Below are 24,955 nucleotides of genomic sequence, written 5' to 3'. Positions count from 1 at the left end.
TCGTATTTTTTAATTAATATTCAGCTCTAAGAGCCTCAAATTTTCGATAAATTGATCAATTAGTAATTAATATGCGCTCAGCGCCATTGAATATGTCTGTGCCAGAAATAATGATGGTGTCTCCCTGATTAAGGCCTGCCACAATTTCCACACTTGATAAGCTTCTTGCGCCAGTAGTGATAGGGATTTTCTGCGCAATTCCATCAACAACCTTGTAAGCAATTCGGCCGCTACCACTGTCGAGGAACTGTCCCCGTTGCACCATAAGCACATCGCTCTTACTTTCCATTAATATGCGCGTTGTGAGACGTTGGTTTTGGCGAAGACCTGAGGGCTGTTCTACGTTTTCGCCTAAATCGTTAAGGGTGGCAAATCGCACTCTCCCGTTCACTTGATTGTTCTCAATTTCAGGTGAGATGGTGACCAGGGTGGCTAAGTGCGTTTCGCCATTGAGCATAACCTCGGCTGACATACCAATCGCGAGGTCATCAGCGTAGCTTTCGGGAATATCGACTTCTAGTTCAAATTCCGATAAATCGACAACGCTAAGAATAGGTTGATTTTGCGTGACTTGATTTTTTTGTTGAACCGCCAGGTTACCCACAATGCCATTTACCGGAGATCGCAGCGTTAATTCATCGACTTTTCGAGATAGCTCTTCAACAAGAAGCGCTTGTCGGTCGACTTGCAGCTGTTTAGTTTGGATTTCAAAGGCGAGACTTTCTTGATTCAATTGTGCATCTTTTACCGCATGTTGGTGCACAAGTTTGGCGTTTTCCAAGTCATCCTGGGCTTTTTCAAAATCAATCTGACTAATCGAGTGGCTTTGATAGGCCTTATCTGCCCGGCGCTTTTCACGGTCAGCGGCTGTCAATGCGACCAGTGCCAGATCTACCGCTTTTTGGTTTTCCAAGGCTTGTTTTTTGGCTTGAATTTTTTCCCGATCAAGTTCCATTAAAGAACGTTGCAAGGATGATTGCTCTTGCTTCAATTCGTTAGTCAATTCAGGGCTGTCAATTTCGGCGAGAACTTGATCAATCTGTACCGAGTCACCCGCGTCCACTTTAAACGTAATGGTGCCCTGAGCTGGACTGTAAAGCCGCGGACTAATTGACGCAACGACGCGCCCTTGTACAGACAAATCTCTAACCAAGTCGCCTTGCTGAACGATTGCTGTTCGAATGCGGTCAGACGAGATTGATTGGTCTGCACTGGACCAGTTGCTAAAGGCAGGGGCAAGGGTTACGTATGCTAAAATTAATAGCAACAAGGCAATCGTAACAATAATGTAAGGCCGTTTAGCGCTGGGTTGCGCCAATACCACGTCTTGCCCGCTGGTATCTTCAATTTTCATTGTGTTTTCCTGAAATTTTTTGGAACAATCACAAGGTAAGTCGAAGGGTAGATAGAAAAGGTTTAAAGATTTAAAAAAAATTTTTCCAGGTAGGAGGTTCTAGTCACATCAAAAAACATGATACTTGTCTATAAGCATGTTCTTGGCTAACGTGGGCACAACGTTATTGAATTGTGGTTCCTTATGAAAAAGCATTTTTCTACCTGTACGCTTTGTGAAGCAATGTGTGGCATTCAAGTCACTACAGAGGGCGATCAAATCTTATCTATAGCCGGCGATAAGCAAAACCCTTTTAGTCAGGGACATGTCTGCCCTAAAGCCGCGACATTAAAAGAACTGTATGATGATCAGGATCGAATTCGCCAACCGATGAAGAAGGTAGCAGGGCAGTGGCAACCTATCTCATGGCAAGAGGCACTGGATCTTACCGTAGAAAACTTGCATCGAATTCAACAGCAATATGAAAACAATGCGGTGGGAATGTATTTGGGGAATCCAAATGCACATAACGCGGGAGCAATATTGTTTGGACCGTATTTTTATAAGGCTTTGAGGTCGTTTAACCGTTTTTCTGCGACCTCTGTGGATCAACTTCCCCATCATATTGTTAGTCGAAAATTATTTGGCCACCAAAACCAAATTCCGGTCACAGACATCGACCACACCGATTATTTCATCATTATTGGTGGTAATCCGCTTGCCTCAAATGGCAGCATTATGACGGTTCCCTACGTGAAAAAACGTTTGCAGACCATACAAAAACGTGGCGGCAAAGTAGTAGTTATTGATCCGAAAAAGTCCGAAACAGCAGACATTTGTAGCGAACATCATTTCATTAAACCAGGCAGTGATGTGTTGTTGCTGTTGGCGATGCTCAATTCATTGTTCTCTCAAAAATTAGCCAATCCAGACAGACTGCTTGAGTTTGCTCCAATGTTGTTAGATGTCGAACAATATGTGGAGGAATTTACTCCAGATTTAGTCGCTAAGCATGTTGGAATGACAGCAGAGCAGATACATCAGTTGGTGAAAGAATTCTCTGCCGCTAAATCGGCTTCCTGTTACGGGCGCATGGGGGCAAGCGTTCAACGATTTGGTACTCTTAATCAATATCTGATCATGTTGTTTAATATGTTAACGGGCAATTTAGACAGGCGGGGAGGGATGATGTTTACTCAACCGGCTGCCGATTATTTGCCACATTCTGGTCGAGGTAGCATTGGTAAAGGCCATTCTAGAGTGCGTAAATTGCCGGCATTCGCTGGAGAATACCCGGTGTCAGCCCTTGCAGAAGAAATTCTCACCCCAGGCGAAGGACAAATTAAAGCCATGGTCATTGGTGCAGGCAATCCCATTTTAACCACGCCAAATGGCCAACAGTTAGACAAAGCCTTCGGTGGCTTGGAATTTGTTGTTGCCGTCGATTTTTATCTCAATGAAACCACACGGCACGCTGACGTTATTTTGCCGCCCGTGACGGCCTTAGAACGTGACCATTTTGATATTGTCTTTCATAAATTTGCGGTGCGAAATTCAGTCAAGTTCTCGCCTGCGGTGTTCCCTATGAGTGAAGACAAACGTACAGATTGGCAAATTTACCTTTCGTTGGCACAGAAGCTTGAAAAACTGCGTGGCAATGATTCACAAATGTATCAGACATTGTGGGACAAAACCCCAGTAGGCGTTATTGACGACCTATTGACGTCAGGGCGCTATGCCAATGGTGAATATAATTTGTCGATTAACACCTTATTGGAACATCCCCATGGAATTGATTTAGGGTCTTTGCAACCTGATTTACCAGAGGCCCTTTTCACTTCTGGAAAAACGATTGAATTACATTTTGATTACTTTATGCCGGATATTAAAAGGGTTAAACAGCACTTTTTCGAACAACCACAAGATGATGAGTTTTTGCTCATTGGAAGACGTCACATCAAAACCAATAACTCTTGGTCACATAACTCACGTCGTATGGTTAAAGATACCAGGCTATGCACAGCACAAATTCATCCCGATGATGCATCAAGGCTCGCCATTTCATCAGGACAAAAGGTCAAAATTCAATCTCGTGTCGGTCGTATTGAGATTGAAGCGCAAATAACCGATAAAATAATGCCCGGTGTGGTGTCTGTACCTCACGGGTGGGGGCATGATAAGGACGGTACACAATGGCAACACGCGGAGCAAAATGCAGGGGTCAGCGTAAACGATTTAACCGACGAAATGGTGTTGGATGAGTTATCCGGCAATGCTGTGCTAAACGGTGTGCCGGTGAGCATTTCAGTTTAGATTTTCGGATTGCTATTTCGCGTCTCGTCGCACACACAATATATGTAAATATAAAAAAGCCCGTTGAAACGGGCTTTTAAATAGATCTCGCTGACTTGTAAATGGGATTAGCGATTACGTCCCATTTTGTCATGGCTACTTACCCAATGACCTGCGATAACCGCACAGGCTAGAGATATGTCACCGGCTAGTACTGTTGCTGCAACAATTTCGGCAAATTTATTCGCTTTATCTTTGCCTACACAACCAAGCATTTGCAGACATTCGTTCTGGGTTGGTAACCCAGTACCACCACCGAAGGTCGCAACGATCAACGAAGGCAATGTCACAGAAATATAAAAATCGCCGTTATCCAAAAGTTGGTGAGAAAGCATACCCGCATGAGATTCCACCACGTTAGCTTCATCTTGGCCCGTGGCAATATAAAGTGACGCAATACCATTGGCAGAGTGGGGACCGTTATATGCGGCACCTGCCATTAATGCACCCGTATTCGCCAATACGGTAGCACCAGCTAGGATTTTAGTATCAACCTTCATAACGCGAGCCAATACTTCTTTTTTCAAGACAATTTCGGCGATCACGCGTTTACCCCGTGAATGCAACATGTTGAGATGTGAATGCTTCTTGTCTGTATCCATGTTTCCTGAAAGAAGATACATACAAGGGATTGGAGAATTGGCTTTAATCCATTCACAGGCAACCAAGGTAGCCTTGCCCACCATGTTCTGGCCCGCTGCATCACCGGTCGTGTAGTTGAAGCGTAAATACCGGGTTTTCGATACTGACCATTGTTCAATATGCGCTAATTTACCTACACTGGTTGTGGTTTCGGAAGCGGCTTTGATTTTGTCAAAGTTCTCTTTTACCCATTCACCAAAATCTCTGGCTTCTCTGGCGTCATTAAAAATAAACGCTGGTGCACGTTGCATCCAACCTTCAACCACAGTGGTCTTGACCCCACCACACTCGTTGATGACTCGCATTCCACGACTATAACTGGCAACTAGCGTACCTTCAGTGGTTGCTAGGGGAACGTAAAACAATCCGTCTGCATGTTCACCGTTAATTTGCACAGGGCCAGCAACACCAACGGGCATTTGAACTATACCGATAAAATTCTCGACATTACCCGGTAATACATCGGGGTTTATGGTGTACTCACCAGTGTACTTAAGATCTGCACCAGTTTTTTGTTTGATAAACTCTCGCCGAGTAGCAGCCATTTCATTGGTATGGTCATTTTCGGCACTGCGGGGAATGCGGGTATCGTCTGACATATTATTCTTTCCTCATATTGTCATTATGCCCAGCTAATTTGTATAGGGCTTAACTACCTGATTATAGTCAAGATTCTAATATATACATGGATAATCAATGATGACAATAATTTTGTCCGTTTTATTGTAAAAAAAATGTTAATTTTCAAGGCTTAGGAGGTTGAATTAATTTTAGTGCGGTTGTTGGTATCGCGATTTTTTCGGATTACTTCATCACCATAATTGATCTTTGAGGACTTAGCTAAGCGATCATAAAGTAAAACATTCACACTGGCGGCAAGGTTCATACAGCCCCTTGTTGGGACGTACAACACATCATCGCACTGATCGATAACATCCTGCGGTATACTGCCATCTTCTGGACCAAAAATATAAATGGCGTCAGTAGGATGTTTGAAGTGCGGCAAAGGTGTAGCTCCCTCGACCAATTCAATTGCAATTTTTCGTATTGATCGAGGAACATCGGAGAATATATGTTCGACCTCTTTAAGGTCAATGTCTCGTAACCTGTCCTTGGTGTCGGTTGCATAGGCTTTTGCATGGGCATAGCGTTTGCCTGTATAAAATATTTTGCTCGCGCCATAACAACCAGCTGCGCGCAATACCGCGCCTACGTTAGAAGGGTTTTTGGGATTTATTAGGCCGATAAAACACTGATTTAGATCGGAATTCTGCGTGTCAAAATTCATGAATATTCGCGTGTAAAAAAACTTTGGTCTAGGATACGATAGATTAAACTAATTAACATCCCGGAGAAATGGATGCGTTTTGATAACTTTATAACGGCGTTGGACTGTGGCCAATGCAAAGATCAGATCCAACGGCAAGCACTGTTCGATATTGCACTGATGTTTGTAATGATCGATGGTGTTATTGATAAAAGTGAACAGATTTTTATGCAGCAATGGATGGCTAAGCTTGATTGGAAACATGAGTTGAGTATTGAAGAATATTACAAGTTGGTTGAAGGTAAAATTCAGTACGCAATTGACAATGATCAAGTTGACGATTTCCTTGCCCACCGCACGTCACTGTTGTCCGACCCTTGGATGAAATCACAAGCGACTCAGTTGGCCGAAGATATTTCTAATGCCGATGGAGAGTTGGCTGATCAAGAAAAGCATGCATTAGCATTTATTCTGGAGCGTTTACAAGACAAACGTTAAAGGCATTAAAATAATGCCCGAGAATGGTCTGATCCAATCTCGGGCATATACTAATCCAGGTTAGGGACGAGTGGCAATCACTCTGGACACTAAAGCTTTGCTATCTTCAATCATTTCCAAAGTATTACGACGAAGTTTGAGCAACAGCAAATAAGTCAGTGGAACCAAGAATAAGCTAGTCATCGTGCTGAATAACAAACCACCAATGATTGCGATTGCCATCGGCGAGTAAGGAGGACCATCACCACCTATGCTGACATCACCCAGAGCCAATGGCACCAAGCCTAATACTGTGGTCGAAACCGTCATTAATATTGGTCTAACACGGGTCAAACATCCCTCAATAATCGCTTCGTGAACTGTTTTTCCAGCATTGACTAGCTGGTTGATCCTATCAACTAACACGATGCCATTGTTTACAACGATCCCCATCAAGATCAACATACCTATCATGCCCAAAACGGTCATTGCGTTGCCAGTAATCAAAAATGCCCAAAACACCCCCGTGATAGAGAAGATAAGTGAAGTCAATACTGAGGTAGGTAACAACAAGGATTCGAACAAAGCTGCCATTACAATGTAAATCATGCAAATAGCTAAGATCATATTAGTCAACATGATAGCTTGATCTTCATCCTGCCGCTGGAAACTACCTTCTAGTGACCAACTGTAACCGCTAGGCAACTCGATATTTTGCAAGATCGATTCAATTCGCTCTCTGGCTTCTTCTACGGTTAGATCGTTTTCTAAATTAGCGCCTATTCTTAACGACGTTTGACGGGAGCTTCGCTGAATTTGTGACAGTCTAGGTTTAATGGTCATTTCTGCCACCATATCCAATGTCACATTTTGATCCTCACTGCGAAATACCGTCAGATTACGTAATTCTTCAATCGATTCTTTCAAGGATTCATCATATAGCAGTTGAATAGCAACTTCGCCTTCCAAGTCATTGCGGAAAGTTCGTAAATTTGCACCCCTCAGCGCTGTAGCAACCACATTTGCAATGTCGTTACTATTTAAGCCAAATCTAAAGGCTTTTTGACGATCAATGCGCAATTGTAATTCATAATTTTTGCTATCGACATCGGCTTTTACATCCGTTAAGCCATCAACACTTGCCAAAACAGGCACGATGTCATCAGCGATCCGCATTAGGGTTTCAGAAGACTGGCCAAAGAGTGTTACTTTCACGCCACCATCGTCACCTCTATCCCATTGAAATGACGGTTTCGCGCGCACAAAAGCAGGGAATCCCTCTTTAATCTGTTTTTTCAAGTCTGCGATTTTAATCGGGATCTCGTCTTCAAGAGTCAACCCGGATACTGCAAACCCAGCGGTAAAATAGCTATATACTTGTTTAATATAAAACTTCTCCTTATTTTCATAGAGATAGTCTTCCATTTTGGCTACCGCTTTTTCCACTTCTTTAAGGCTGTAATTTCCTTGGATGTCATAGTTGAGCCAGATGCGTCCGTTTTGTCCGTTATTATCTTCATTGCTGTTAATGAGATTCATCGGAATAGCAGTACTGACTAAAATCATCACTGCAATCAAAGAGGTTTTGCCTTGATTTGCCAATGTCCAACGCAATATCTGCTCATACTTTTGTTTGACTTTAGATGGGCGCGTATTTTTGGCTTTTGGCTTAATTTTTAGCTTTGTCGCTAAAAGCGGGATGAGCGTTTGAGCCAGGATCAAAGAGGCAAACAATGAGATACAAATTGATACGGCAACATGTTCTAAAAATACCGTTAGTTCGGCTTTGGTGCCAACGATATTAGGTAAAAATACGATGGCGGTCGTGGTGGTACCGGCAATGATTGCCAGACTTACGAGCGCAACGCCTTTTTTGGTTGCTTCAATCGGATCTTTAGTGTGCTCTCTTTCCTGGAATATGCTTTCGGTTACAACGACAGCATTGTCCACCAGCATGCCAATGGCTAACATTAATCCCATTAAGGACAAAATATTCAGCGTGTATCCTAAGAAGTACATACATGCCAAGGTAATGCAAATTGCAAAGGGCACCGACAACACAACGACTAAAGTGGTGGCCAAATTTCGCAAGAATAAATACAGCACAATGATGGATAACATCGCGCCAACTAAGCCTGAAGTAAGTAAGTCCTGAAGCGACGTTGTCACACTATCTGCTTCATCATCCATTATGAAGACGTTTATCCCATTAAAAGCGGTGCTGTTTTTGGCATCTTCAATTTTTTCCATAACCGCTTCAGAAACTTCGACTAAATTAGCACCGGATTCTCGGAACACATTCAAACCAATGGCATGAGTTTTATCTAAGTGACGACCCTCCATTGCCCTAGGGGTTTCATAGCGAACGATTGCGATATCACTTAGACGAACGCCTTTTTGAACGATCAAATCTTCGATTTCTTGTTTGCTTTGGAACTCTCCAGCCGGATTGACGGTTATTTTTTGGTCTAAATCAAAAAATTGTCCGGCGGTCATGGAAAAGTTGGCTTTTTGTAACGTTTGGGCCAGGGTATTCGCATCGATATGCAGTGCTGCAATCCGCTCAGGGTCTAATCGAATTGAAATTTGTTTCTTTTGAACGCCATACAATTCAACTTTTGACACGCCTTTGATCCGCTCAATAGGCATTTTTAAGTTGCGATCGAGCAAATCATAGGAGTTCGAGATGTCTCGGTCGCTGGAAAGGCGCAATTGAAACACTGGCATGTCACTGAGATTAAATTTGTAAACCATGACCCGCTCTACATCATCCGGCAGCAAATGACGGATCGCGTCGATTTTTTCTCTTGCTTCGATGCTTTTAGCCTTAATATTTGCATCCCAGTCAAAACGAATTTGGATCTCGGCATTGTCTTCATTTGAACGTGAGCGCAATCGCTTGATCCCTGACATGGTTGCCAAAGCCTCTTCGACAGGGCGGGTGATCATTTTTTCGATTTCAGCAGGTGTGGCGTCTTTGTATGGCACGTGAATAAACAGTTCGGGGAAATCGATGCCTGGAAATTTTTCAAGAGGCAACATTTTGCTCGCCGCTAATCCCATAATTAACAGCGAGAAAAACAACATTGAAATGGTTACAGGTCGGCGTATCGCAAAGGACGCTAAAGCAGCGCCTGCATGTGCAAACTTATCCATAAACCACCTCCTGAGTATTATTGGGTGTGTTGGCGTCGTCTTCAGTTTGTGGGATGGGTTTAAATTTTTTCCGATCAAACAGACTATAAAGTACTGGGATCAAGAACAGTGTTAACAACGAAGCGAACAATAGTCCAAAGATAACGGTAATTGCCATAGGTGTTCGGATTTCAGCACCTTCACCCAAGCCAATCGCCATCGGCAACAGTCCTAAAACGGTGGTCAGCGTGGTCATTAAAATTGGACGAAGTCGACTGTGCGCCGCTTCAATAATGGCGTCGGTTTTTTCTATGCCTTTTGCGCGCAACTGGTTAATTCGATCAATTAATACAATTGCATTGTTAACCACAATACCTGCCAACATAATCAAGCCGATAAACACCACGACACTAATGTTGGTCGAGGTAAGGAAAAGCCCGTAAATAGAGCCCGCGCAAGCTAGTGGTACAGTGAATAAAATCAAAAATGGATGCAGCAATGATTCAAATTGTGACGCCATGACTAAATACACCATAAATATTGCCAGTGCTAAGGCCATATACAAAGAATCAAAACTTGCTTCCATCTCTTCACTTTGCCCAGTGACTTTCGCCTGTAAACTTATGGGCAGATTCATTTCACTGATTGCTTGTTCAGCGTCTACAACCGCAGCGCCTAAGTCACCATAATTTAAGTTTGCGGTAACAATGACGACACGTTGCTGACCAACACGGGTGATTTCACTTGGTCCAACTGACAGGTCAATGTTTGCAACTGCAGCCAACGGGATTGAAGGCGAAGCGCCAGGATTTACTACGATTTGAGAGATATCTTCAACTGAGTCTCGCTGACGTTCCTGATTCCTTACAAGTATGTCAACTTTGCGATCATCGATACTGAATTTGCTTGCAACTTCGCCTCCAACTTTGGCTGCGATTAGCGTTGATACGTCAGGTGCATTGAGTCCAATTTGGGCAAGTTTGGCGTGATCAAATTGTATCTTCAGTTCAGGATTACCACTTTGCAGGGTGCTTTTAATATCCGCAAAGCGTGAATTTTCAGCCAATTGCTCAGCTAACAAATCACCATAGCGCTTCAACATTTGTAGATCATAACCCGCTATCTCGATGGCTAAGGGTGTGGAGAAACTAAACAATTCAGGAGTGCCAAACTTACTTTGTATACCCGCTTGATTCTGTAAATAAGAGCGCATAGCATCAAGCACGATTTTTTCATCTTCTGACGTTGAACCGGCTTCCATCACTACATTTAGTTTTCCCCAATGATCACCCCCTTGAGAGGGTGAGGCATTCATAAGACTTCCCGTTCCTGCCAGAGAATATGTGCGCTCAACCTTAGGTTGAGATTCGGTAAATCGCGCGAGTTCGGCAATAACAAAATCGGTATTTTCCAAACGCGAACCTGTGGGTAAGGTTACTTCTACGTGAAATTCACCTTGAGAGAGCGGGGGAATAAGCTCTACTCCAATGCGTGGCAGTAAAATCAAAGACAGCGCGGACAGCCCAAGAATACTGGTAAACACCACCAGCCTGGCACGCATCGCCCAATTAAGTAGTTTGAAGTAAACCGCTGCCACAGCGTCGTAAAACAGGTCAAATACCCACAACACAGGTTTAAATATGAACTGCAATCCTTTCCCTACAAGCCTGAAAAGGCCGACCACTAAGGTAGTTAGGGCAACAGGGATAATGTAGAACACTAGTTTGATTAAATAACGAATGGGTAAAAGTAGATAGTAACCTACTAGTTTGAGCTTGCCAGTGGGTTTTGTACTTGTCGCTCTTGGACCCAAATCAACAGGAGTATCAGTAGATTCTGATTTTTCCCGTGCTGCTAGCATGGGGATCAATGTCAATGCAACAACCAATGATGCGGCAAGAGCAAAGGTTACCGTCAATGCCTGGTCGCTAAATAGTTGTCCGGCAATTCCTTCAACAAAAACCAGTGGAAAAAATACGGCCATGGTCGTCAATGTCGACGCAACAATCGCCATAGAGACCTCGCGGGTACCATTGGCTGACGCTTTTAACGTATCTTTTTGCTGTTTTTTATGCCGATCAATATTCTCTAGAACCACAATGCTGTTGTCGACGAGAAGCCCTATGGCCAGCGCGATACCACCCAGACTCATTATGTTTAGGCTAATATCGTAGCTATACATGAGATTGAAGGTCGCAATAATAGAAACAGGGATCGAAATCGAGATGATTAATGTCGGCCAGATATTTTTCAAAAAGAAATACAGAACAAACATAGCCAACACGCCACCGATTATCGCAGCCGATTTAACTTCATTTATGGCGCTGGCAATAAACTGCGATTGATCATAAACCTTCTGCATCCTGTAGTTTGCAGGGAATGAATCTTTAATCCTGTCTAGACGTTCGGTGACCGCTTGTGCGACTTGCACCGTGTTAGCGTCTCCCTCTTTATAAATGGCGATCTCTACACCTTCAAATCCATCAAAGCGAGTTATTGAGTCTCGTTCTTTGTAGGCGTCGACAACATCCGCGATGTCTCCGAGTTTTATATGTCTTCCTTGGCGGGTAGCGACATACAAATCGCGCATATCTTGCAAAGATTCAAATTGGTTTAATGTTCTAACGAGATACTCTTGAGCACCATCTTCGACACGTCCTCCTGCGGTATTGACATTTTCATCCCGCAAACGGGTAATGATCTCGGCTAAGGAAATGTTAAGCTGACTGGCACGTTGTTGATTGATTAACACCTGGATTTCGTTTTCCAAGCCACCACCGATACGCACTGAAGCTACCCCTTCAACGGATTCTAGTTGCCGTTTAATATCTTCTTCAGCAAAGTTACGAATACGTTTCATCGCAGCGACATCTAAAACCACTGGCTCGGATGACTCTTCTTGGGCTAACGCGCCCAGGCCGAAGCGCATGACAGGATCTAACGACGGGTTAAAACGAAGCAATAAAGGGCGCTTAACATCAAGAGGCAGTTGCAACACATCAAGCTTTTCACGGACCTCCAGACTTGCCATGTCCATGACGGTGCCCCATTCAAACTGCAAAACCACGTCGGATTGACCGGCTTTTGAAGCAGAAACCACTTTGCGAACTCCTTTCACCACACCAACGGTTTCTTCGATAGGTTTGGTGACAAGTTGTTCAATTTCGCCGGGGGCCGCGCCAACGTAGTCGGTACGAATTGTCAGGGTAGGGTAAGACAACTCTGGTAAAAGATTGAGCGACAAGCGTGATAGTGAGACGAAACCAAACAACAACACAGCCAAGGTGAACATCCACACAGTGACCGGCCGTTTAACAGCAATATCGATTATATTCATCTGGGATCCCTCAACTAGCCGTTAACGACTTCAACAACAGCTTTGTCTTTCAGATTCTGATGACCGGTGATTACCACTTTTTCATTACCGGTGAGTCCTTCAAGTACTTCTACAAAGTTTCCTTCCTGATAACCCACTTTAATCGCAACTTTATTGGCGATACCTTTGTCATCAACGACAAATACATTGATCTTGTCGTCTATAGCTAACATGGCTTTGCGGGGTAAAAGGGTGGCATCGCTGCGAGTGTCGTAATTTAGGTTGACCTGAGTAAACATGCCCGCTTTAAGAAGGTTGTTTTCATTTGGCACTCTTAATGTCACTTTAAAGGTGCCGGTTTGCGAGTTAATCACAGGACTGATGCGTTCAACAAATGCGCTAATCTTTTTGTCGCCAAGGGCGGTAACTATGAGGTTTGCAGATTGTTCCTTGTGTACTCTGGAAAGCTCTTTTTCTGGCAAGAAAACAATGCCGTATAGTTGTTTTTGTTGCACGATATGGAACATACGTTCACGTTGGAAAGATTCAGTCAAATTACCTACTTTTGCATTTCGCTCGGCGATATAACCGCTTATCGGTGCAACGATAGTCGCTTCTTTCAAATCTAATTTAGCTAAAGATAATGTTGCTTTGGCGGATTCATATTGAGCACTGAGCTTATCGTAGGTGTCATCACTCACTAGCTTCTTGTCATAAACTTTATTGATTTTAGCCAGTTCTTTCTCTATTCCTTGCAAGTCCGCTTGCGCGCGTTGCAGGTTCAGTTGATAACGTTCGGGTTCAAGTTGTGCAAGTACTTGACCTTTTTCGACATAATCCCCTTCCTCAACATAGATTTCTTCGATGATCCCTGACGCACGAGCAACAACAAAAGCCTCTTCTTTCGCCTCCAGAACCGCAGTAGTTTTGTAGTTAGAAGAAATGCTACCAACCTCAACAGAGTCAACTTCTACCGGGATAGGAATAACCTTCGCTTGTTCGGTTTCTTCAACTAAATCATTCTCCGCTTCTGCTTGGCCACAACCACTTAATTGCATACTTGCAATCAATACTGCCGCAACGGTAAAAAGCTTAAACGATGAACCCTTGTGAAATGTTTTTGTCTCAGTACTCTTGCTTTCCATCTTATATTCCCAGTCAGATTGGTATTTTTCCCTAGCTCTGCATTCAATGTGCCAATTAAAAAATATCAATTTATTCAATAGTTTGCGTTGTTCACTTGGTCTTGTTGAATGGTTAAAAAGATTATAGTTGGTTAATTACGCTAATTGTTGGTTGATTTGTTACCGCGTGTGACAAGTGTTAATCAGCGTTTTACCTGCAATGAACAGTGATTCAAAAATTATTTGTAAGTTAGGTAACCCTTTTTAAATTGTGATCCGTTGGTAAGGGTAACAATCAACAATAAAAGGCAAAACGATGAAAGCCAAACGTATATATTCACAGCGCTTGCGTAATGAAAACCGTTCAAACTTGCTAATACCTAGATTAACCTTTAGCACTATTGCATTGGGTACAATTGTTATTTTGAGTGGATGTTACGCGACCTATACTCAACAGGACGCCGTTGCTAATCGCGGTGCTTCAAATCAAGAAGTAGAAGCGATACAGGTAACTGGTACTCGCAACAAACAGGAGGCAATAGAGGCCAAACGTATGAGATTTGCTCAACCGATGGCAGATATGTCTGTGGCGTCTTTGTCGATGCCTAATATGGAACAAGACATTAATCCTAGCTACACGGAAAAGTACAATCACCTTGAAGAAAATGGCGTGGTGCAAACTCTCATCCAACCTGTCTCTACCTTCTCCATTGACGTGGATACCGGAAGTTACAGCAATGTTCGTAGAATGCTGAATCAAGGTTATCTGCCACCTAAAGATGCTATTCGCGTTGAAGAGTTTGTTAACTATTTTGACTATCAATACAAGGCTTCAGTTGATTCAAAACATCCTTTTGCTATTGATACCCAGGTGGCGACTTCGCCTTGGAATAAAAATCGACTATTAATGCGGGTGGGTCTGCAAGCTAAAAGCGTGGACACCCATGATCATAAAGCGGGACCAAAAAATTTGGTCTTTTTATTGGATGTTTCAGGTTCGATGAATGCTCCTAACAAATTGCCATTGGTAAAAAAGGCACTAACGATGTTAACAAAACAATTATCTGAAGATGATTCTGTTGCAATTGTTGTGTATGCCGGCGCATCAGGCGTGGTGCTAGAGCCTACCGCAGGAAATCAGCAAATTAAAATCGAACGCGCGTTGTCTCAGTTAAGTGCAGGAGGTTCGACCAACGGAGCTCAAGGTATCGAATTGGCTTACAAGCTAGCCCAACAGTCTTTTAATCAAAACGGAATCAATCGCGTTATTTTAGCTACGGACGGTGATTTTAATGTTGGTATGGTCGACCACGAACAATTAGTGTCATTGATTGAAGCACAGCGAGAAAAGGGGATTCAGTTGACTACGCTAGGATTTGGGCAAGGCAACTACAATGATCACTTAATGGAGCAACTTGCCAACAAAGGCGATGGAAATTACGCGTATATTGATACGCTTAATGAGGCGCGAAAGGTTTTGGTTCATCAACTGGATGCGACCTTAAATGCCGTCGCTAAAGACGTTAAGATACAGGTAGAGTTCAACCCTAATCTTGTTGCCGAATACCGACTAATTGGTTACGAAAATAGAGCGTTAGCCAATGAAGATTTTAACAATGATAGAGTCGATGCTGGCGAGGTAGGCGCTGGGCACAGAGTAACGGCCTTTTATGAATTGGTGATGACAGGAGGGGATAGATATTCTGAACCACTGCGTTATCGACCTGCACAAACTGACATAAATGAAGGGCAAACTGAGCCCAACACAACTGAGTTAGCCTTTGTGAAACTTCGATATAAACCTATCGACGGTAACACCAGTCTGTTAATGAGCCAAGCTATCGAACACAAAGATATTGGCGAATTCACAAATCAGTCGGATGATTTCCAGTTCGCGACATCAGTTGTGGCCTTTGCGCAGAAACTCAAAAACAGTAAGTTTGTTGATGGGTTGGATTACCCAACAATTATTGAACTTGCTAATCAACATAAAGGTCAAGATGATTATGGATATCGTGCAGAATTTGTCTCATTAGTCAGAATGGCAGAGACGTTGAGTTCTTTCAGTGTTTCTCAGAACAAAAATGAAAATTCTGCCACAAAAGAATTAGTCAGGACGTCACATTGAGGGGCTGGCTAATTGAGTTTGGTCAGTTTAAGCTGACAAGCTCGACAAATAGTGTTGTGTAAAAAGATGGATTGAATTTGCAAACCGATACCGATGAACAATTGCTGCGACATTACCTTGAAGGTGATCTCGCAGCGTTTTCTATGCTTTACAGCAATCACAAAGGTGGACTGTATCGCTATTTTTTGCGTCAAGTTCGCACCAAGCAGGAAGCTGAGGACTTATTTCAGGATTGCTGGAGTAAAGTCATTGATAATGCGCATCGTTTTACACCCCAGGCCAAATTTACCACCTGGCTTTATACCATTGCTCGGAATCAGCTTATCGACCAACATCGCCACTTAAAAGTGGTAGAGAAGATCATTGATGATTCTCGGCAACTCGAAGATGATGACGTTGGTGGTCAAGTATCCTTAGCAACTGAAGAAACAAAGATCCATTTACAAAGGAAACATCAACTATTTAAAATTTGCTTGCAAAAATTGCCCAGAAACTTGGTAGATGTGTTTGTGTTAAAAGAAGAAACCAATTTGACGGCAGGGCAGATCGCGGAAGTCATAGACGCTAGTCATGAAGCGACAAAAAGTCGCTTACGCTATGCATACAAAAAGCTAAGAGAATGCATTACCTCAAAACTTTCAAGTGAAAAAAATTTAGGAGGGGGAGATGAACAAACAGCATGATCCGTCATCGCATGATCCCCTCATTTCTGAGTTGTATGGCGAAATGTCTCAAGAGCAACCTGATGTTGCGTTAGACGATAAGATACTGGCATATGCCAAGCGAAACATTACGGACAAAAGGAAAAATCCCGAGCAGGTTGGTCAATCACCATGGCGCAAATACCAGTGGCCATTCTCTGTTGCCGCTTCAGCTTTGTTTGTGACAATGGTTGTTTATACACAGTTTGATCAATTCAATCCAACCACCTATCAACCTCAATCCATACCTGCAGATCCCTTTCAGATAGTGGAACAGTCGACCTTCGACAAACAACAAGCTCAATCGAGAGAAAAACTAGAGACAAAATCGATTACCTTAGGACGCCCAACAGCTGCTCAAAAGAGCGCATTGCCCGAACAGGAGGAGGTGTTAGCTGAGTTAACAGTCGAAGAACCTGAACTATCCAATTTTGCTGAGCAAGAAGCACAATCATTAGCCGCCCGTGCTTTAGATGATATAGAAATAGAACCTCTGGCAGTGGAGACAGATACGACGGTAGAACTCGACACTAGTTTGCCGCTGCAAGGGATAGACGCAGATGTGGCTGAACAATATGCTGCGCGTCAAGCGCAAAGCTTGGACCTCGAAGCGGCTACAAAAAGGCGAGTTGCAAGTGAGAGCTTTGAAATTGAAATGATAAGTACAACGGCATCTCGAATTGACAATAGCTCTTTTCTGAACACTGAATATCTCGACAATTTGTTAGTAAAGTTTCAGTCAACACAATCTGATTTGGATTCAGCCACTACTGAGACTAGGCAGCGCTTAATGGCAACACAAAAAGAAATCCAACAAGATATTTTAAGCTATTTGTTATTGCTCAGTGCCGCTCAACCCGACATTAAAATTGAGAACAAATACTTGGAAATCCTGACAACAGAACAACGGGTGCAGCTGGTGCTGGATGATTAGATTAATCCTTGTCGCGACGTTATTACTTTCTCGCAGCACTTATGCCAGCAGCTTCGAACAAAAGATTGTTGAAGCTGCCATCGAGCGCACCCATCAACGCATTACCTACGACGGCTCCTATTTTTCTATTGAGTACCCCAATGGAGACGTACCGGAGGATATTGGCGTATGTACCGATGTAATCATTCGAACCTATCGTGCCTTGGGCGTCGACTTGCAGGTGCTCGTTCATGAAGATATAAGCAAGAATTTCGAAGCCTATCCCTCTAAGCGAATTTGGGGATTAACCAAGGCTGATAAAAATATCGATCATAGGCGAGTCCCTAATTTACAGGCGTTTTTTTCCAGACATGGCAAGGTATTACCCATTAGCAGAACGGCAAATGATTATTCACCCGGAGACCTAGTTACCTGGATGTTACCGGGAAATTTACCGCACATTGGAATAGTCACAAATCGTGTTTCCCCTATCAGCGGAAATCCAATGATTGTGCATAACATCGGCGCTGGGCCGGTACACGAAGATATGTTGTTTGCATATAAAATTACTGGTCATTACCGCTACAACCCATAGCCAAATTAAAAAGTACAGGGCCCGCAATGTCATTAACCTGCGTTGTAAAAAACTGGGAAGTCAGCGGATCCGATCAACTCGATACGAAGTGTTAATTCGAAAAGATATTTGCCAAATATGGATTTTGCTATTGGGCCAGTTAGCCAATAGCCAAGTGGAATCAAAAAGTAATTGTTGCGATGTTTTCAAAAAGAAACTCGGTAAATACTCGTACTCTATCGGGAATAAAATGACGACTGGGTTGTACAAGCCAAATTCCTGGTTCACTGTCGAGTCCAGTTACCTGCCAATCGGGTAGTAATCTTACTAAATGGCCTACTTTGATGTCCTGAGAAATTGCCCAATCGGGTAGCAGTGCCACTCCAAAATCGTTTTTAACACATTCACGAATTCCCAATGCATTGGACAGTGTCAGTTTTGGATTAATAGCAAGTTTCAGACGGCTCTGTTGCGACTGAAAATACCAGAGGTGGTTAAAGGCTTCATAACCAAAGGTTACAATCTGATGAGCGATGACGTCGTTAGGGTGACATATTGGTGATTTGTGTTGTAGATAATTTTGACTGGCAACAAGTGAATAGTTGATATTGCAGAGTTTTCTCGCAATTAACGAACTATCCTGCATCTTGCCGTGTCGTATGGCCAAATCGACTTGAGTCGACAACATATCTATTCGCGAATCTGATAATTTCAAATCTAACGTAATCCGTGGGTATTGCTCACAAAATGACGTTAATAGTGGCGCAAGAACGATCTGACCAAAAGAAACTGAAGCGGAAATCACTAGCTTTCCGCTGGGGCTTGACGTTTCCTCACTCAGTTGTTGGTGAAGAGCGTCCATTTCTGCGATCAGCGGGCGGACACTTTCATAGTAATTCTCTCCGGCTAACGTAAGCGTCAACTTTCGCGTCGACCTGTTAAATAATCGCGTATTTAATTCTTGCTCCAAATTAGCGATCATTCTTGAAATAGAAGAAGGAGCAACATTCATTTGCTTGGCGACGGCCGCAAAACTGCCTAGTTGGTGAGTTAAGATAAAAACGTTGATGCTATTTAGATCCATTCGTGCATTATACGCACGAGTAAATTGTGATCAATGTTATTTATTGCGTAATTGACATCTATTAGTCTTCATGCTGATTACTTAACAGTACAGGAGAAAGGTATGGACTACGTAAAAGGTAAAACAGCGATAGTGTTTGGTGCGAGTCGCGGAATAGGGTTAGCGACTGCACAATTGTTAGCAAAGCAAGGTGCCAGCGTTTGTCTTGCTGGTAGAAACCTAAATACGATCAAACAGGCCGCAGACGATATCAACGCTTCTGGTGGAATTGCTCGTGCTATTCAATGTGATGTTAGCGACTATTCATCGGTATTTTCTTGTGTGAATAAGAACATGGAAATAGCAGGAAAGATTGACATCATAGTCAATAATGCGGGTGTAATTGAGCCTATAGCACGTCTCGTAGAGAGTGATCCTGCTCAATGGGACGAGGCGGTGAATATCAATTTAAAAGGTGTTTATCATGCTATGCGTGCCAGTATTCCATTCATGTTGAAAGCTGGTAGCGGGATCGTGATTAACATGAGTTCTGGAGCCGCTAATAGTGCACTGGAAGGGTGGAGTCATTACTGCTCTACCAAAAGCGCAGTGAAAAAACTTACTGAAGTTGCTCATAAAGAGGTAGCTCAAAGTAATATTAGAGTGTTGGGTTTGTCGCCAGGGACTGTTGCGACTCAGATGATGGAAAAAATCCGAGATTCAAATTTGAATCCGGTCAGTAAACTGGATTGGGATCAGCATATCCCTGCCGAATGGGCGGCAAAAGCGGTTTTATTTTTATGTGGACCGGAAGGCCAAGAATTCGCTGGTACGGATTTTTCTATTAAGACGGTGGAAGGGCGAAAACGGGTTGGATTGCCACTAAAAGGACTAGCTGTTTGACAATATGATTTTGCAGATTCCCTTCTACGAGGGAATCTTGTTTTAGAATAAGTAACCCCTTATTTGACAAGTTAACCGTTTGGAGGTTGAGGCCATTTCATATTGTTAAAATAATTAATCGTCGGCTTGTTTTCGCTTGCGCATATTTTCGAACAAACTAGGCTCCCACGGACGCATCGCCATCAATATTCCCATGTGTTGGCGTTGATCCAGAGGCAGCGATGAATCTTCTTGATTCAGTTCTGAAGCCTCTTTGGTCAATTGGTTTAACTTCCTCTGAATGATTTCAATTGAAGTTTGCGAATAGCGTCCGCGTATGTACAAACGAAAATTCCATTGTTCGTCTTTTTTAGGTGCCATGAACTTTACCATGACTTCTTGTTCCATGAATTTTTCTAAGGGGCCACCGGGGATCCAGCGAAAATCTTGGGCAATAAGTAGCTTATAGTGATTATTAGGCAATAAATTAATAATCTTGAGTTTATCAAGCTTGGCAAGAAGGCGGGTACATTCATATTGATCTATATCATAGTGTTCTATCAATTCGTCAAACGTCCATCCATCCCTAACACAAACAGCGACTAATAATAATTTTGGATCGCTGAGTAGCTGATTCTCTTGTTCTTGAGAAAGTTGAGTCAGCTTTTCAACCTGCTGCTGAGTGATCAAAAACAGATCGGACAAATTAATTTGTAATAAATCACAAATTTCTTCCAGTCTTTCCAGTGTAAAACTATTGGTTGAAAAAATGCGTTTGATATTTGCTTCGCTCATTTCGAGCTTAGATGCGACATCTCGATACGTGAGTTGTTGTTGTTTAAGCAGATTTTTCAGGGTTGCACTAATTTGTGAAATTTGACTCATACTCACCTCAAGTATATTAATAATAGACCATTGGTCTTTTGGGAGTATACATTTATATTGGATGTTTACACTAGCAATACCAACTACTAATCTTCACATCGTTCACAACAAACGAGGAAGAACAATGAAACGATTCACAACAGCGATGCTTTTAATTATGTCAATGACAACGCTCCAAGCAAATGCGGAAGGATCTTCTTATCACAGTGGTCAAGCTAGCAAACATTCCGCGCTAGCGGCGTCTGAAGGTGCTGCTTCAACTGCTAAAGTTGCCAGTGCTGCGGTCGCGGTTCCCGTTTTAGTCGTTGGTGCAGCAAGCGTAGTAGCGGGTAGTGCAGCGGTTGCAGTGGGTGATTCTATCGCTGATAGCGCCAGTCGTTCGCATGTACATAAACATCATCACCATCATCAAACGATTGTCATTACTGAGCGCACTATTACGGCTGATCCGGCGCCGTCTAAAGTTATCAAGAAAGCTAGGCAAAGATAAACACGCTCTAGTTTGTATTCAACATCACGTTCACTAAAAGATGGTTCGGAGTATTAAAAAATGAAAAAGTTAGTATTGATATTAACACTTGTTTTTAGCATTCAAAACGCATGGGCGGGCAGCCAATCTGCGGCTAAAGCTCAACATGAACCCGAAACAATTAAGACCTTTGCAAAGGAAGTGGAGTATTTTGCAGCGAATAAAGGGGCAAGAGCATTTATCATTGCCAGGGTGGGGCGACCCGCTAAGGATTTACCAAAAGGGATCCGCTTTACCCATACAGCCGTGGCCGTGTATTCCAATATACAATTGGATGACGGTGAAATCGTGCAAGGGTATGCAATCCATAACCTTTACCAGCGCAGTGGTCAGCCGAACAAAAGTGATTTGATCATGGACTATCCGGTTGATTTTTTCTGGGGCGCACATGACTTAACAGCAGGTATTATTATACCCAGCCCTGAGGTACAAGTAGAACTCATCGACTTGATTGCCTCTGGTGACGCTAAATCGCTGCACAATAACAACTATTCAGTGATTGCTAACCCGTTTAACTCGCAATTTCAAAACTGTACGGAATATACCTTAGACATGATCAATGCCGCCATTTACCAAACGTTAGATACACAGCAATTGAAAGTGAATGCAAAAGCGCACTTTACACCTCAGCGAGTGTATACCAGCCGCATGAAGCTGATGTTTGGTTCAATGTTGATGGATGATGTAACCACTAAAGATCATAAAGGTAAAATCTATACCACTACGTTTCAGTCGATTGGTCGCTATTTGAAGCGCAACGATTTAGCTGATGAGTTTGTCACATTTGATCAGCATGGAAAAGTGAAGTCACTTTAATTGGCAAGGCAACTTATTGAGAAACAACCCAAAAGTATACAGAAACTAAACGCTTGGCATCGTAATAAGCTACACCTAATAACGGTGTTTATTAATCTTGTTCTTTGAGGCAATCTAAACAAGAACTCAACACAAAGATTTTAATTACCCCCAGGTTAATTAGACTAATAATTCAAAGAGAGAGAATCAACATGACAACAGTACATACTCAAACAGCAAGTGTTCAAGGACCAACAAAGGCCTATACGTTGGCATCTATCGCCGCGTTGATTATTGGGACGGGTGCGTACGGAATCGGATTGTACAACGCAGACATGATGCTAAATGAAAAAGGCTACTATTTGATAACGATTTTGTATGGTCTGTTTTCAATGGTCTCATTACAAAAAACAATACGAGACAAGGCAGAGGGTATCCCAACTTCAAATGTTTATAGTATCATTTCATGGATATCTGCGGGTTTGTCTATCGGTTTGCTGGTTGTTGGTTTGATCAACGCTGAGTTATTGTTAAGCGAAAAAGGCTTTTATGCGATGGCGTATACTTTGAGTCTGTTTGCTGCAATCACTGTACAAAAAAATGTCAGAGATAGACAAGCCATAGAGCGAATGATTGGTACTGAAGAGGCTTTTGATTCACAAGCATCATCTACTGTGGAATAGGCGATAACTTTTTGGGTTTTTAACGCAACAATACTTATTACTCAATCACATAGTATGTGGTGATATTCACTTTTGCATTGAGCATTAACATCACGGAGCAATATTTTTCGGTAGACAGCGCCACCGCTCGTTTCAAATGTTTTTCATTGATATCGTCACCTTTGACGATGTATGTGGCATGGATATCGGTAAATACTCTGGGGGCATCATCGGCCCGTTTTGCCGTTAAGCGGCAGCTACATTCAATAAGAGGCTGCCTGGCTTTTTTCATGATTTCCACAACATCAACAGATGAACAGGCACCTACCGAGAGTAAAACCGCTTCCATTGGAGTTAGGTCTGTACCATTTCCATCCAAGGTGAGGGTCTTGCCAGTATCTGTTTTGCATTGAAAGGACAGATCCTCTGTCCAATTAACTATTGCTTGCATTGCAGTCTCTCCGTTTTATTTTGAGGCTTCATTTATCAGCGTAATTTTGTCTTTGCCAATTAATATTCGTTTTTGTTTAAACAGAGCGCCCAACGCTTTTTTGTATGTGTTCTTACTAACATCAAAACGTTTAGTGATATCTTGCGGGGAGCTTTTATCGGTAAGTGAAGAGATACCGCCGTGGGCAATGAGATCTTCGATAATTTGTTCGGTCAGCTCCTTTCGGGCTTGTTTGTGATGCAGCTGTAAGCTCACATCGATTTTCCCGTCATCACGGATCCGCTTGATGAAACCTTCAGTGGAATCACCAATTTTGAGGGGTTTAAACACCTCGTCTTTAAATAATAAACCTAAGTGCGTGCCGTTAATGACTACTTTATAACCCATGTCGGAACGACCACATACTATCAATTTTGCTTTGCTGCCTGGTGTCAGTTCATGTCCCTCTTCTGATAAGAAGCGACGAAGTTTAGTAGAAGCTGCGAGGCGATCGGTGTAGGGATCTTGAAAAACATACACAACATATCTCAAGCCTTCGGATATAGGTTTTTGTTGTTCGTTAAATGGCAATAACAAGTCTTTATCCAATCCCCAGTCTAAAAAGGCGCCCACTTTGTTTACGCTCTTTGCTTGCAATACTGCAATTTCATCAACCATGGCTTTGGGGACTTGTGTTGTAGCAATTATGCGATCATCACTGTCGTGATAGACAAATACGTCGAGCGCTTGACCTACCTGACAGTCTTCTGGCGCAGAACGGGTAGGTAATAAAATTCTATCGGTGTTTTCGCCAGATAAATAAAAACCAAAAGGTAATTCATCGACTACCTGTAAACGATTAATCTTTCCTATTTGCAGCATTGACCTGACTTTTTGAGTTATTTGAGTAAACTAAACCGCGTGATCGTTCTTAATCATTCAGTTTTGTATACCCTTGTGTGCCTGAAACATCATTGTATCTGAAAACGTGTGGAGCAATAAGTAATTGATAAAACTAAATTGTGATCTCGGTGAAAGCTTTGGAAATTGGCAGATAGCGAATGACGCATCGATCATGGCGCACATTGATATGGCGAATATTGCATGTGGGTTCCATGCTGGAGACCCACTAGTGATGCAAACGACTATTGAGCAGGCTGTGGCGCACAATGTGACCATTGGAGCACATCCTTCTTATCCCGATCTACAGGGTTTTGGTCGTAGAAGCATGTCTATTCCAGAGCGGGAGCTCATCCCGATTTTGCACTATCAAATTGCCGCTTTAGACGGTATGAGCAAGACAAAAGGGGGAAAAGTGGCGTACGTCAAGCCACATGGTGCGTTGTATAACGATATGGTTGCAAACGTCGATGTGTTTGAAAGCGTAGTTAAGGCTGTGAGTGAATACGATTCGTCATTGCCGGTTGTTGTGCAAGCACTTCCAAATACCAAAGACATGGAATTCATGGCTGAAAAGTACGGTATATCCCTATGGTTCGAGGGCTTTGCTGATAGAAGCTATCTGACCAATGGCAAACTTACGCCTAGAAGTCACGAAGGGGCGTTGCTCTCTCTTGCGCAATCCATACAGCAAGTAGACTCGATGCTTAAAAACCAATGTGTAACAAGCGTGAGTGGGGAAACAGTGCCTTTACGTATAGATACATTGTGTGTCCATGGCGATTCTTCAGATTCCCTTGACGCCGTGATGCACATCCGAGAAATCCTTGGAAGCTAGTGCGTATCA

The 24,955-nt window shown here is 42.8% G+C and carries 21 protein-coding genes; 11 read left to right on the top strand and 10 right to left on the bottom strand.

Annotated elements, in window-relative coordinates:
• Window positions 1-55: 55 nt before the first annotated feature.
• Window positions 56-1,354: an efflux RND transporter periplasmic adaptor subunit gene (locus FM019_RS15830; RefSeq protein ID WP_143836929.1), complete on the bottom strand. Its 1,299-nt coding sequence runs from the start codon at window positions 1,352-1,354 to the stop codon at window positions 56-58.
• Window positions 1,355-1,537: 183 nt separating this feature from the next.
• Here FM019_RS15830 and FM019_RS15825 point away from each other — a divergent pair, with 183 nt between their 5' ends.
• Window positions 1,538-3,646: a molybdopterin oxidoreductase family protein gene (locus FM019_RS15825; protein ID WP_143836928.1), complete on the top strand. Its 2,109-nt coding sequence runs from the start codon at window positions 1,538-1,540 to the stop codon at window positions 3,644-3,646.
• Between the two features lie 107 nt (window positions 3,647-3,753).
• On the opposite strand, the gene FM019_RS15820 is transcribed toward FM019_RS15825, so the two are convergent.
• A complete protein-coding gene (locus tag FM019_RS15820; RefSeq protein WP_143836927.1) occupies window positions 3,754-4,926 on the bottom strand; it encodes a hydroxymethylglutaryl-CoA reductase in 1,173 nt (390 codons plus the stop codon).
• 152 nt (window positions 4,927-5,078) lie between these two features.
• Window positions 5,079-5,615: an RNA methyltransferase gene (locus FM019_RS15815; protein ID WP_143836926.1), complete on the bottom strand. Its 537-nt coding sequence runs from the start codon at window positions 5,613-5,615 to the stop codon at window positions 5,079-5,081.
• A 72-nt stretch (window positions 5,616-5,687) separates the two neighbouring features.
• Between FM019_RS15815 and FM019_RS15810 the strand changes: the two genes are divergently transcribed.
• Window positions 5,688-6,092 carry a TerB family tellurite resistance protein gene (locus tag FM019_RS15810; RefSeq protein ID WP_143836925.1) on the top strand — a complete coding sequence of 135 codons (405 nt, stop codon included), beginning with the start codon at window positions 5,688-5,690 and terminating at the stop codon, window positions 6,090-6,092.
• 60 nt (window positions 6,093-6,152) lie between these two features.
• On the opposite strand, the gene FM019_RS15805 is transcribed toward FM019_RS15810, so the two are convergent.
• From FM019_RS15805 to FM019_RS15795, 3 genes are read right to left on the bottom strand one after another with little or no spacing between them, the layout of a single operon-like run.
• Window positions 6,153-9,227 (bottom strand): efflux RND transporter permease subunit, encoded by a 3,075-nt coding sequence (locus FM019_RS15805; RefSeq protein ID WP_143836924.1) that lies wholly within the window; start codon window positions 9,225-9,227, stop codon window positions 6,153-6,155.
• Window positions 9,220-12,543, bottom strand: a complete 3,324-nt coding sequence (locus FM019_RS15800) for an efflux RND transporter permease subunit (RefSeq protein ID WP_143836923.1) — start codon at window positions 12,541-12,543, stop codon at window positions 9,220-9,222. The genes FM019_RS15805 and FM019_RS15800 overlap by 8 nt, the downstream gene beginning before the upstream one ends.
• A gap of 14 nt (window positions 12,544-12,557) precedes the next feature.
• Window positions 12,558-13,667, bottom strand: coding sequence for an efflux RND transporter periplasmic adaptor subunit (locus FM019_RS15795; protein ID WP_143836922.1), 1,110 nt, complete (start codon window positions 13,665-13,667; stop codon window positions 12,558-12,560).
• 295 nt (window positions 13,668-13,962) lie between these two features.
• Between FM019_RS15795 and FM019_RS15790 the strand changes: the two genes are divergently transcribed.
• The 4 genes from FM019_RS15790 (at window position 13,963) to FM019_RS15775 (ending at window position 17,983) form a co-directional block, all read left to right on the top strand.
• The gene (locus FM019_RS15790; protein WP_143836921.1) at window positions 13,963-15,774 is read left to right on the top strand and encodes a vWA domain-containing protein; all 1,812 of its coding nucleotides are present in this window, start codon (window positions 13,963-13,965) and stop codon (window positions 15,772-15,774) included.
• Between the two features lie 77 nt (window positions 15,775-15,851).
• The gene (locus FM019_RS15785) at window positions 15,852-16,457 is read left to right on the top strand and encodes a sigma-70 family RNA polymerase sigma factor (RefSeq protein ID WP_143836920.1); all 606 of its coding nucleotides are present in this window, start codon (window positions 15,852-15,854) and stop codon (window positions 16,455-16,457) included.
• Window positions 16,441-17,409: a hypothetical protein gene (locus FM019_RS15780; RefSeq protein ID WP_143836919.1), complete on the top strand. Its 969-nt coding sequence runs from the start codon at window positions 16,441-16,443 to the stop codon at window positions 17,407-17,409. The genes FM019_RS15785 and FM019_RS15780 overlap by 17 nt, the downstream gene beginning before the upstream one ends.
• A complete protein-coding gene (locus tag FM019_RS15775) occupies window positions 17,402-17,983 on the top strand; it encodes a DUF1287 domain-containing protein (RefSeq protein ID WP_143836918.1) in 582 nt (193 codons plus the stop codon). The genes FM019_RS15780 and FM019_RS15775 overlap by 8 nt, the downstream gene beginning before the upstream one ends.
• Window positions 17,984-18,143: 160 nt before the next feature.
• Here the strand turns inward: FM019_RS15775 and FM019_RS15770 are convergent, their stop codons facing one another.
• Window positions 18,144-19,046, bottom strand: coding sequence for a LysR family transcriptional regulator (locus tag FM019_RS15770; protein ID WP_143836917.1), 903 nt, complete (start codon window positions 19,044-19,046; stop codon window positions 18,144-18,146).
• Between the two features lie 102 nt (window positions 19,047-19,148).
• Here FM019_RS15770 and FM019_RS15765 point away from each other — a divergent pair, with 102 nt between their 5' ends.
• Window positions 19,149-19,928 carry an SDR family oxidoreductase gene (locus tag FM019_RS15765; RefSeq protein ID WP_143836916.1) on the top strand — a complete coding sequence of 260 codons (780 nt, stop codon included), beginning with the start codon at window positions 19,149-19,151 and terminating at the stop codon, window positions 19,926-19,928.
• Between the two features lie 114 nt (window positions 19,929-20,042).
• On the opposite strand, the gene FM019_RS15760 is transcribed toward FM019_RS15765, so the two are convergent.
• Window positions 20,043-20,792 (bottom strand): helix-turn-helix domain-containing protein, encoded by a 750-nt coding sequence (locus tag FM019_RS15760; RefSeq protein WP_143836915.1) that lies wholly within the window; start codon window positions 20,790-20,792, stop codon window positions 20,043-20,045.
• Between the two features lie 124 nt (window positions 20,793-20,916).
• Between FM019_RS15760 and FM019_RS15755 the strand changes: the two genes are divergently transcribed.
• From FM019_RS15755 to yiaA, 3 genes are all read left to right on the top strand, one after another.
• Complete coding sequence (locus tag FM019_RS15755; protein ID WP_143836914.1) at window positions 20,917-21,282, top strand: hypothetical protein; 366 nt, start codon at window positions 20,917-20,919, stop codon at window positions 21,280-21,282.
• Between the two features lie 60 nt (window positions 21,283-21,342).
• Window positions 21,343-22,137 carry a DUF2145 domain-containing protein gene (locus FM019_RS15750; RefSeq protein WP_143836913.1) on the top strand — a complete coding sequence of 265 codons (795 nt, stop codon included), beginning with the start codon at window positions 21,343-21,345 and terminating at the stop codon, window positions 22,135-22,137.
• A gap of 191 nt (window positions 22,138-22,328) precedes the next feature.
• Window positions 22,329-22,799: an inner membrane protein YiaA gene (yiaA, locus tag FM019_RS15745; protein ID WP_143836912.1), complete on the top strand. Its 471-nt coding sequence runs from the start codon at window positions 22,329-22,331 to the stop codon at window positions 22,797-22,799.
• 37 nt (window positions 22,800-22,836) lie between these two features.
• On the opposite strand, the gene FM019_RS15740 is transcribed toward yiaA, so the two are convergent.
• On the bottom strand, window positions 22,837-23,229 hold the full coding sequence (locus FM019_RS15740) for an OsmC family protein (RefSeq protein WP_143836911.1): 393 nt from the start codon (window positions 23,227-23,229) through the stop codon (window positions 22,837-22,839).
• Between the two features lie 15 nt (window positions 23,230-23,244).
• Complete coding sequence (locus FM019_RS15735) at window positions 23,245-24,090, bottom strand: S1 RNA-binding domain-containing protein (protein WP_143836910.1); 846 nt, start codon at window positions 24,088-24,090, stop codon at window positions 23,245-23,247.
• Between the two features lie 124 nt (window positions 24,091-24,214).
• On the opposite strand from FM019_RS15735, the gene FM019_RS15730 reads away from it, so the two are divergent.
• Window positions 24,215-24,946, top strand: a complete 732-nt coding sequence (locus FM019_RS15730) for a 5-oxoprolinase subunit PxpA (RefSeq protein ID WP_313901705.1) — start codon at window positions 24,215-24,217, stop codon at window positions 24,944-24,946.
• Window positions 24,947-24,955 lie beyond the last annotated feature (9 nt).

It is taken from the genome of Aliiglaciecola sp. M165 (assembly GCF_007197995.1).
In the GTDB taxonomy this organism is placed as follows: Bacteria; Pseudomonadota; Gammaproteobacteria; order Enterobacterales; family Alteromonadaceae; genus Aliiglaciecola.
The sequence above is the reverse complement of the archived record's forward strand: the minus strand, read 5'-3'. Positions and strand labels throughout refer to the sequence as shown.

Coding starts and splice junctions, on each gene's coding strand:
- FM019_RS15795 (WP_143836922.1), bottom strand. CDS start 13,667: ATGGAAAGCAAGAGTACTGAGACAAAAACATTTCACAAGGGTTCATCG.
- FM019_RS15805 (WP_143836924.1), bottom strand. CDS start 9,227: ATGGATAAGTTTGCACATGCAGGCGCTGCTTTAGCGTCCTTTGCGATA.
- FM019_RS15775 (WP_143836918.1), top strand. CDS start 17,402: ATGATTAGATTAATCCTTGTCGCGACGTTATTACTTTCTCGCAGCACT.
- FM019_RS15750 (WP_143836913.1), top strand. CDS start 21,343: ATGAAAAAGTTAGTATTGATATTAACACTTGTTTTTAGCATTCAAAAC.
- FM019_RS15800 (WP_143836923.1), bottom strand. CDS start 12,543: ATGAATATAATCGATATTGCTGTTAAACGGCCGGTCACTGTGTGGATG.
- FM019_RS15735 (WP_143836910.1), bottom strand. CDS start 24,090: ATGCTGCAAATAGGAAAGATTAATCGTTTACAGGTAGTCGATGAATTA.
- yiaA (WP_143836912.1), top strand. CDS start 22,329: ATGACAACAGTACATACTCAAACAGCAAGTGTTCAAGGACCAACAAAG.
- FM019_RS15810 (WP_143836925.1), top strand. CDS start 5,688: ATGCGTTTTGATAACTTTATAACGGCGTTGGACTGTGGCCAATGCAAA.
- FM019_RS15765 (WP_143836916.1), top strand. CDS start 19,149: ATGGACTACGTAAAAGGTAAAACAGCGATAGTGTTTGGTGCGAGTCGC.
- FM019_RS15755 (WP_143836914.1), top strand. CDS start 20,917: ATGAAACGATTCACAACAGCGATGCTTTTAATTATGTCAATGACAACG.
- FM019_RS15790 (WP_143836921.1), top strand. CDS start 13,963: ATGAAAGCCAAACGTATATATTCACAGCGCTTGCGTAATGAAAACCGT.
- FM019_RS15740 (WP_143836911.1), bottom strand. CDS start 23,229: ATGCAAGCAATAGTTAATTGGACAGAGGATCTGTCCTTTCAATGCAAA.
- FM019_RS15780 (WP_143836919.1), top strand. CDS start 16,441: ATGAACAAACAGCATGATCCGTCATCGCATGATCCCCTCATTTCTGAG.
- FM019_RS15760 (WP_143836915.1), bottom strand. CDS start 20,792: ATGAGTCAAATTTCACAAATTAGTGCAACCCTGAAAAATCTGCTTAAA.
- FM019_RS15820 (WP_143836927.1), bottom strand. CDS start 4,926: ATGTCAGACGATACCCGCATTCCCCGCAGTGCCGAAAATGACCATACC.
- FM019_RS15825 (WP_143836928.1), top strand. CDS start 1,538: ATGAAAAAGCATTTTTCTACCTGTACGCTTTGTGAAGCAATGTGTGGC.
- FM019_RS15815 (WP_143836926.1), bottom strand. CDS start 5,615: ATGAATTTTGACACGCAGAATTCCGATCTAAATCAGTGTTTTATCGGC.
- FM019_RS15830 (WP_143836929.1), bottom strand. CDS start 1,354: ATGAAAATTGAAGATACCAGCGGGCAAGACGTGGTATTGGCGCAACCC.
- FM019_RS15770 (WP_143836917.1), bottom strand. CDS start 19,046: ATGGATCTAAATAGCATCAACGTTTTTATCTTAACTCACCAACTAGGC.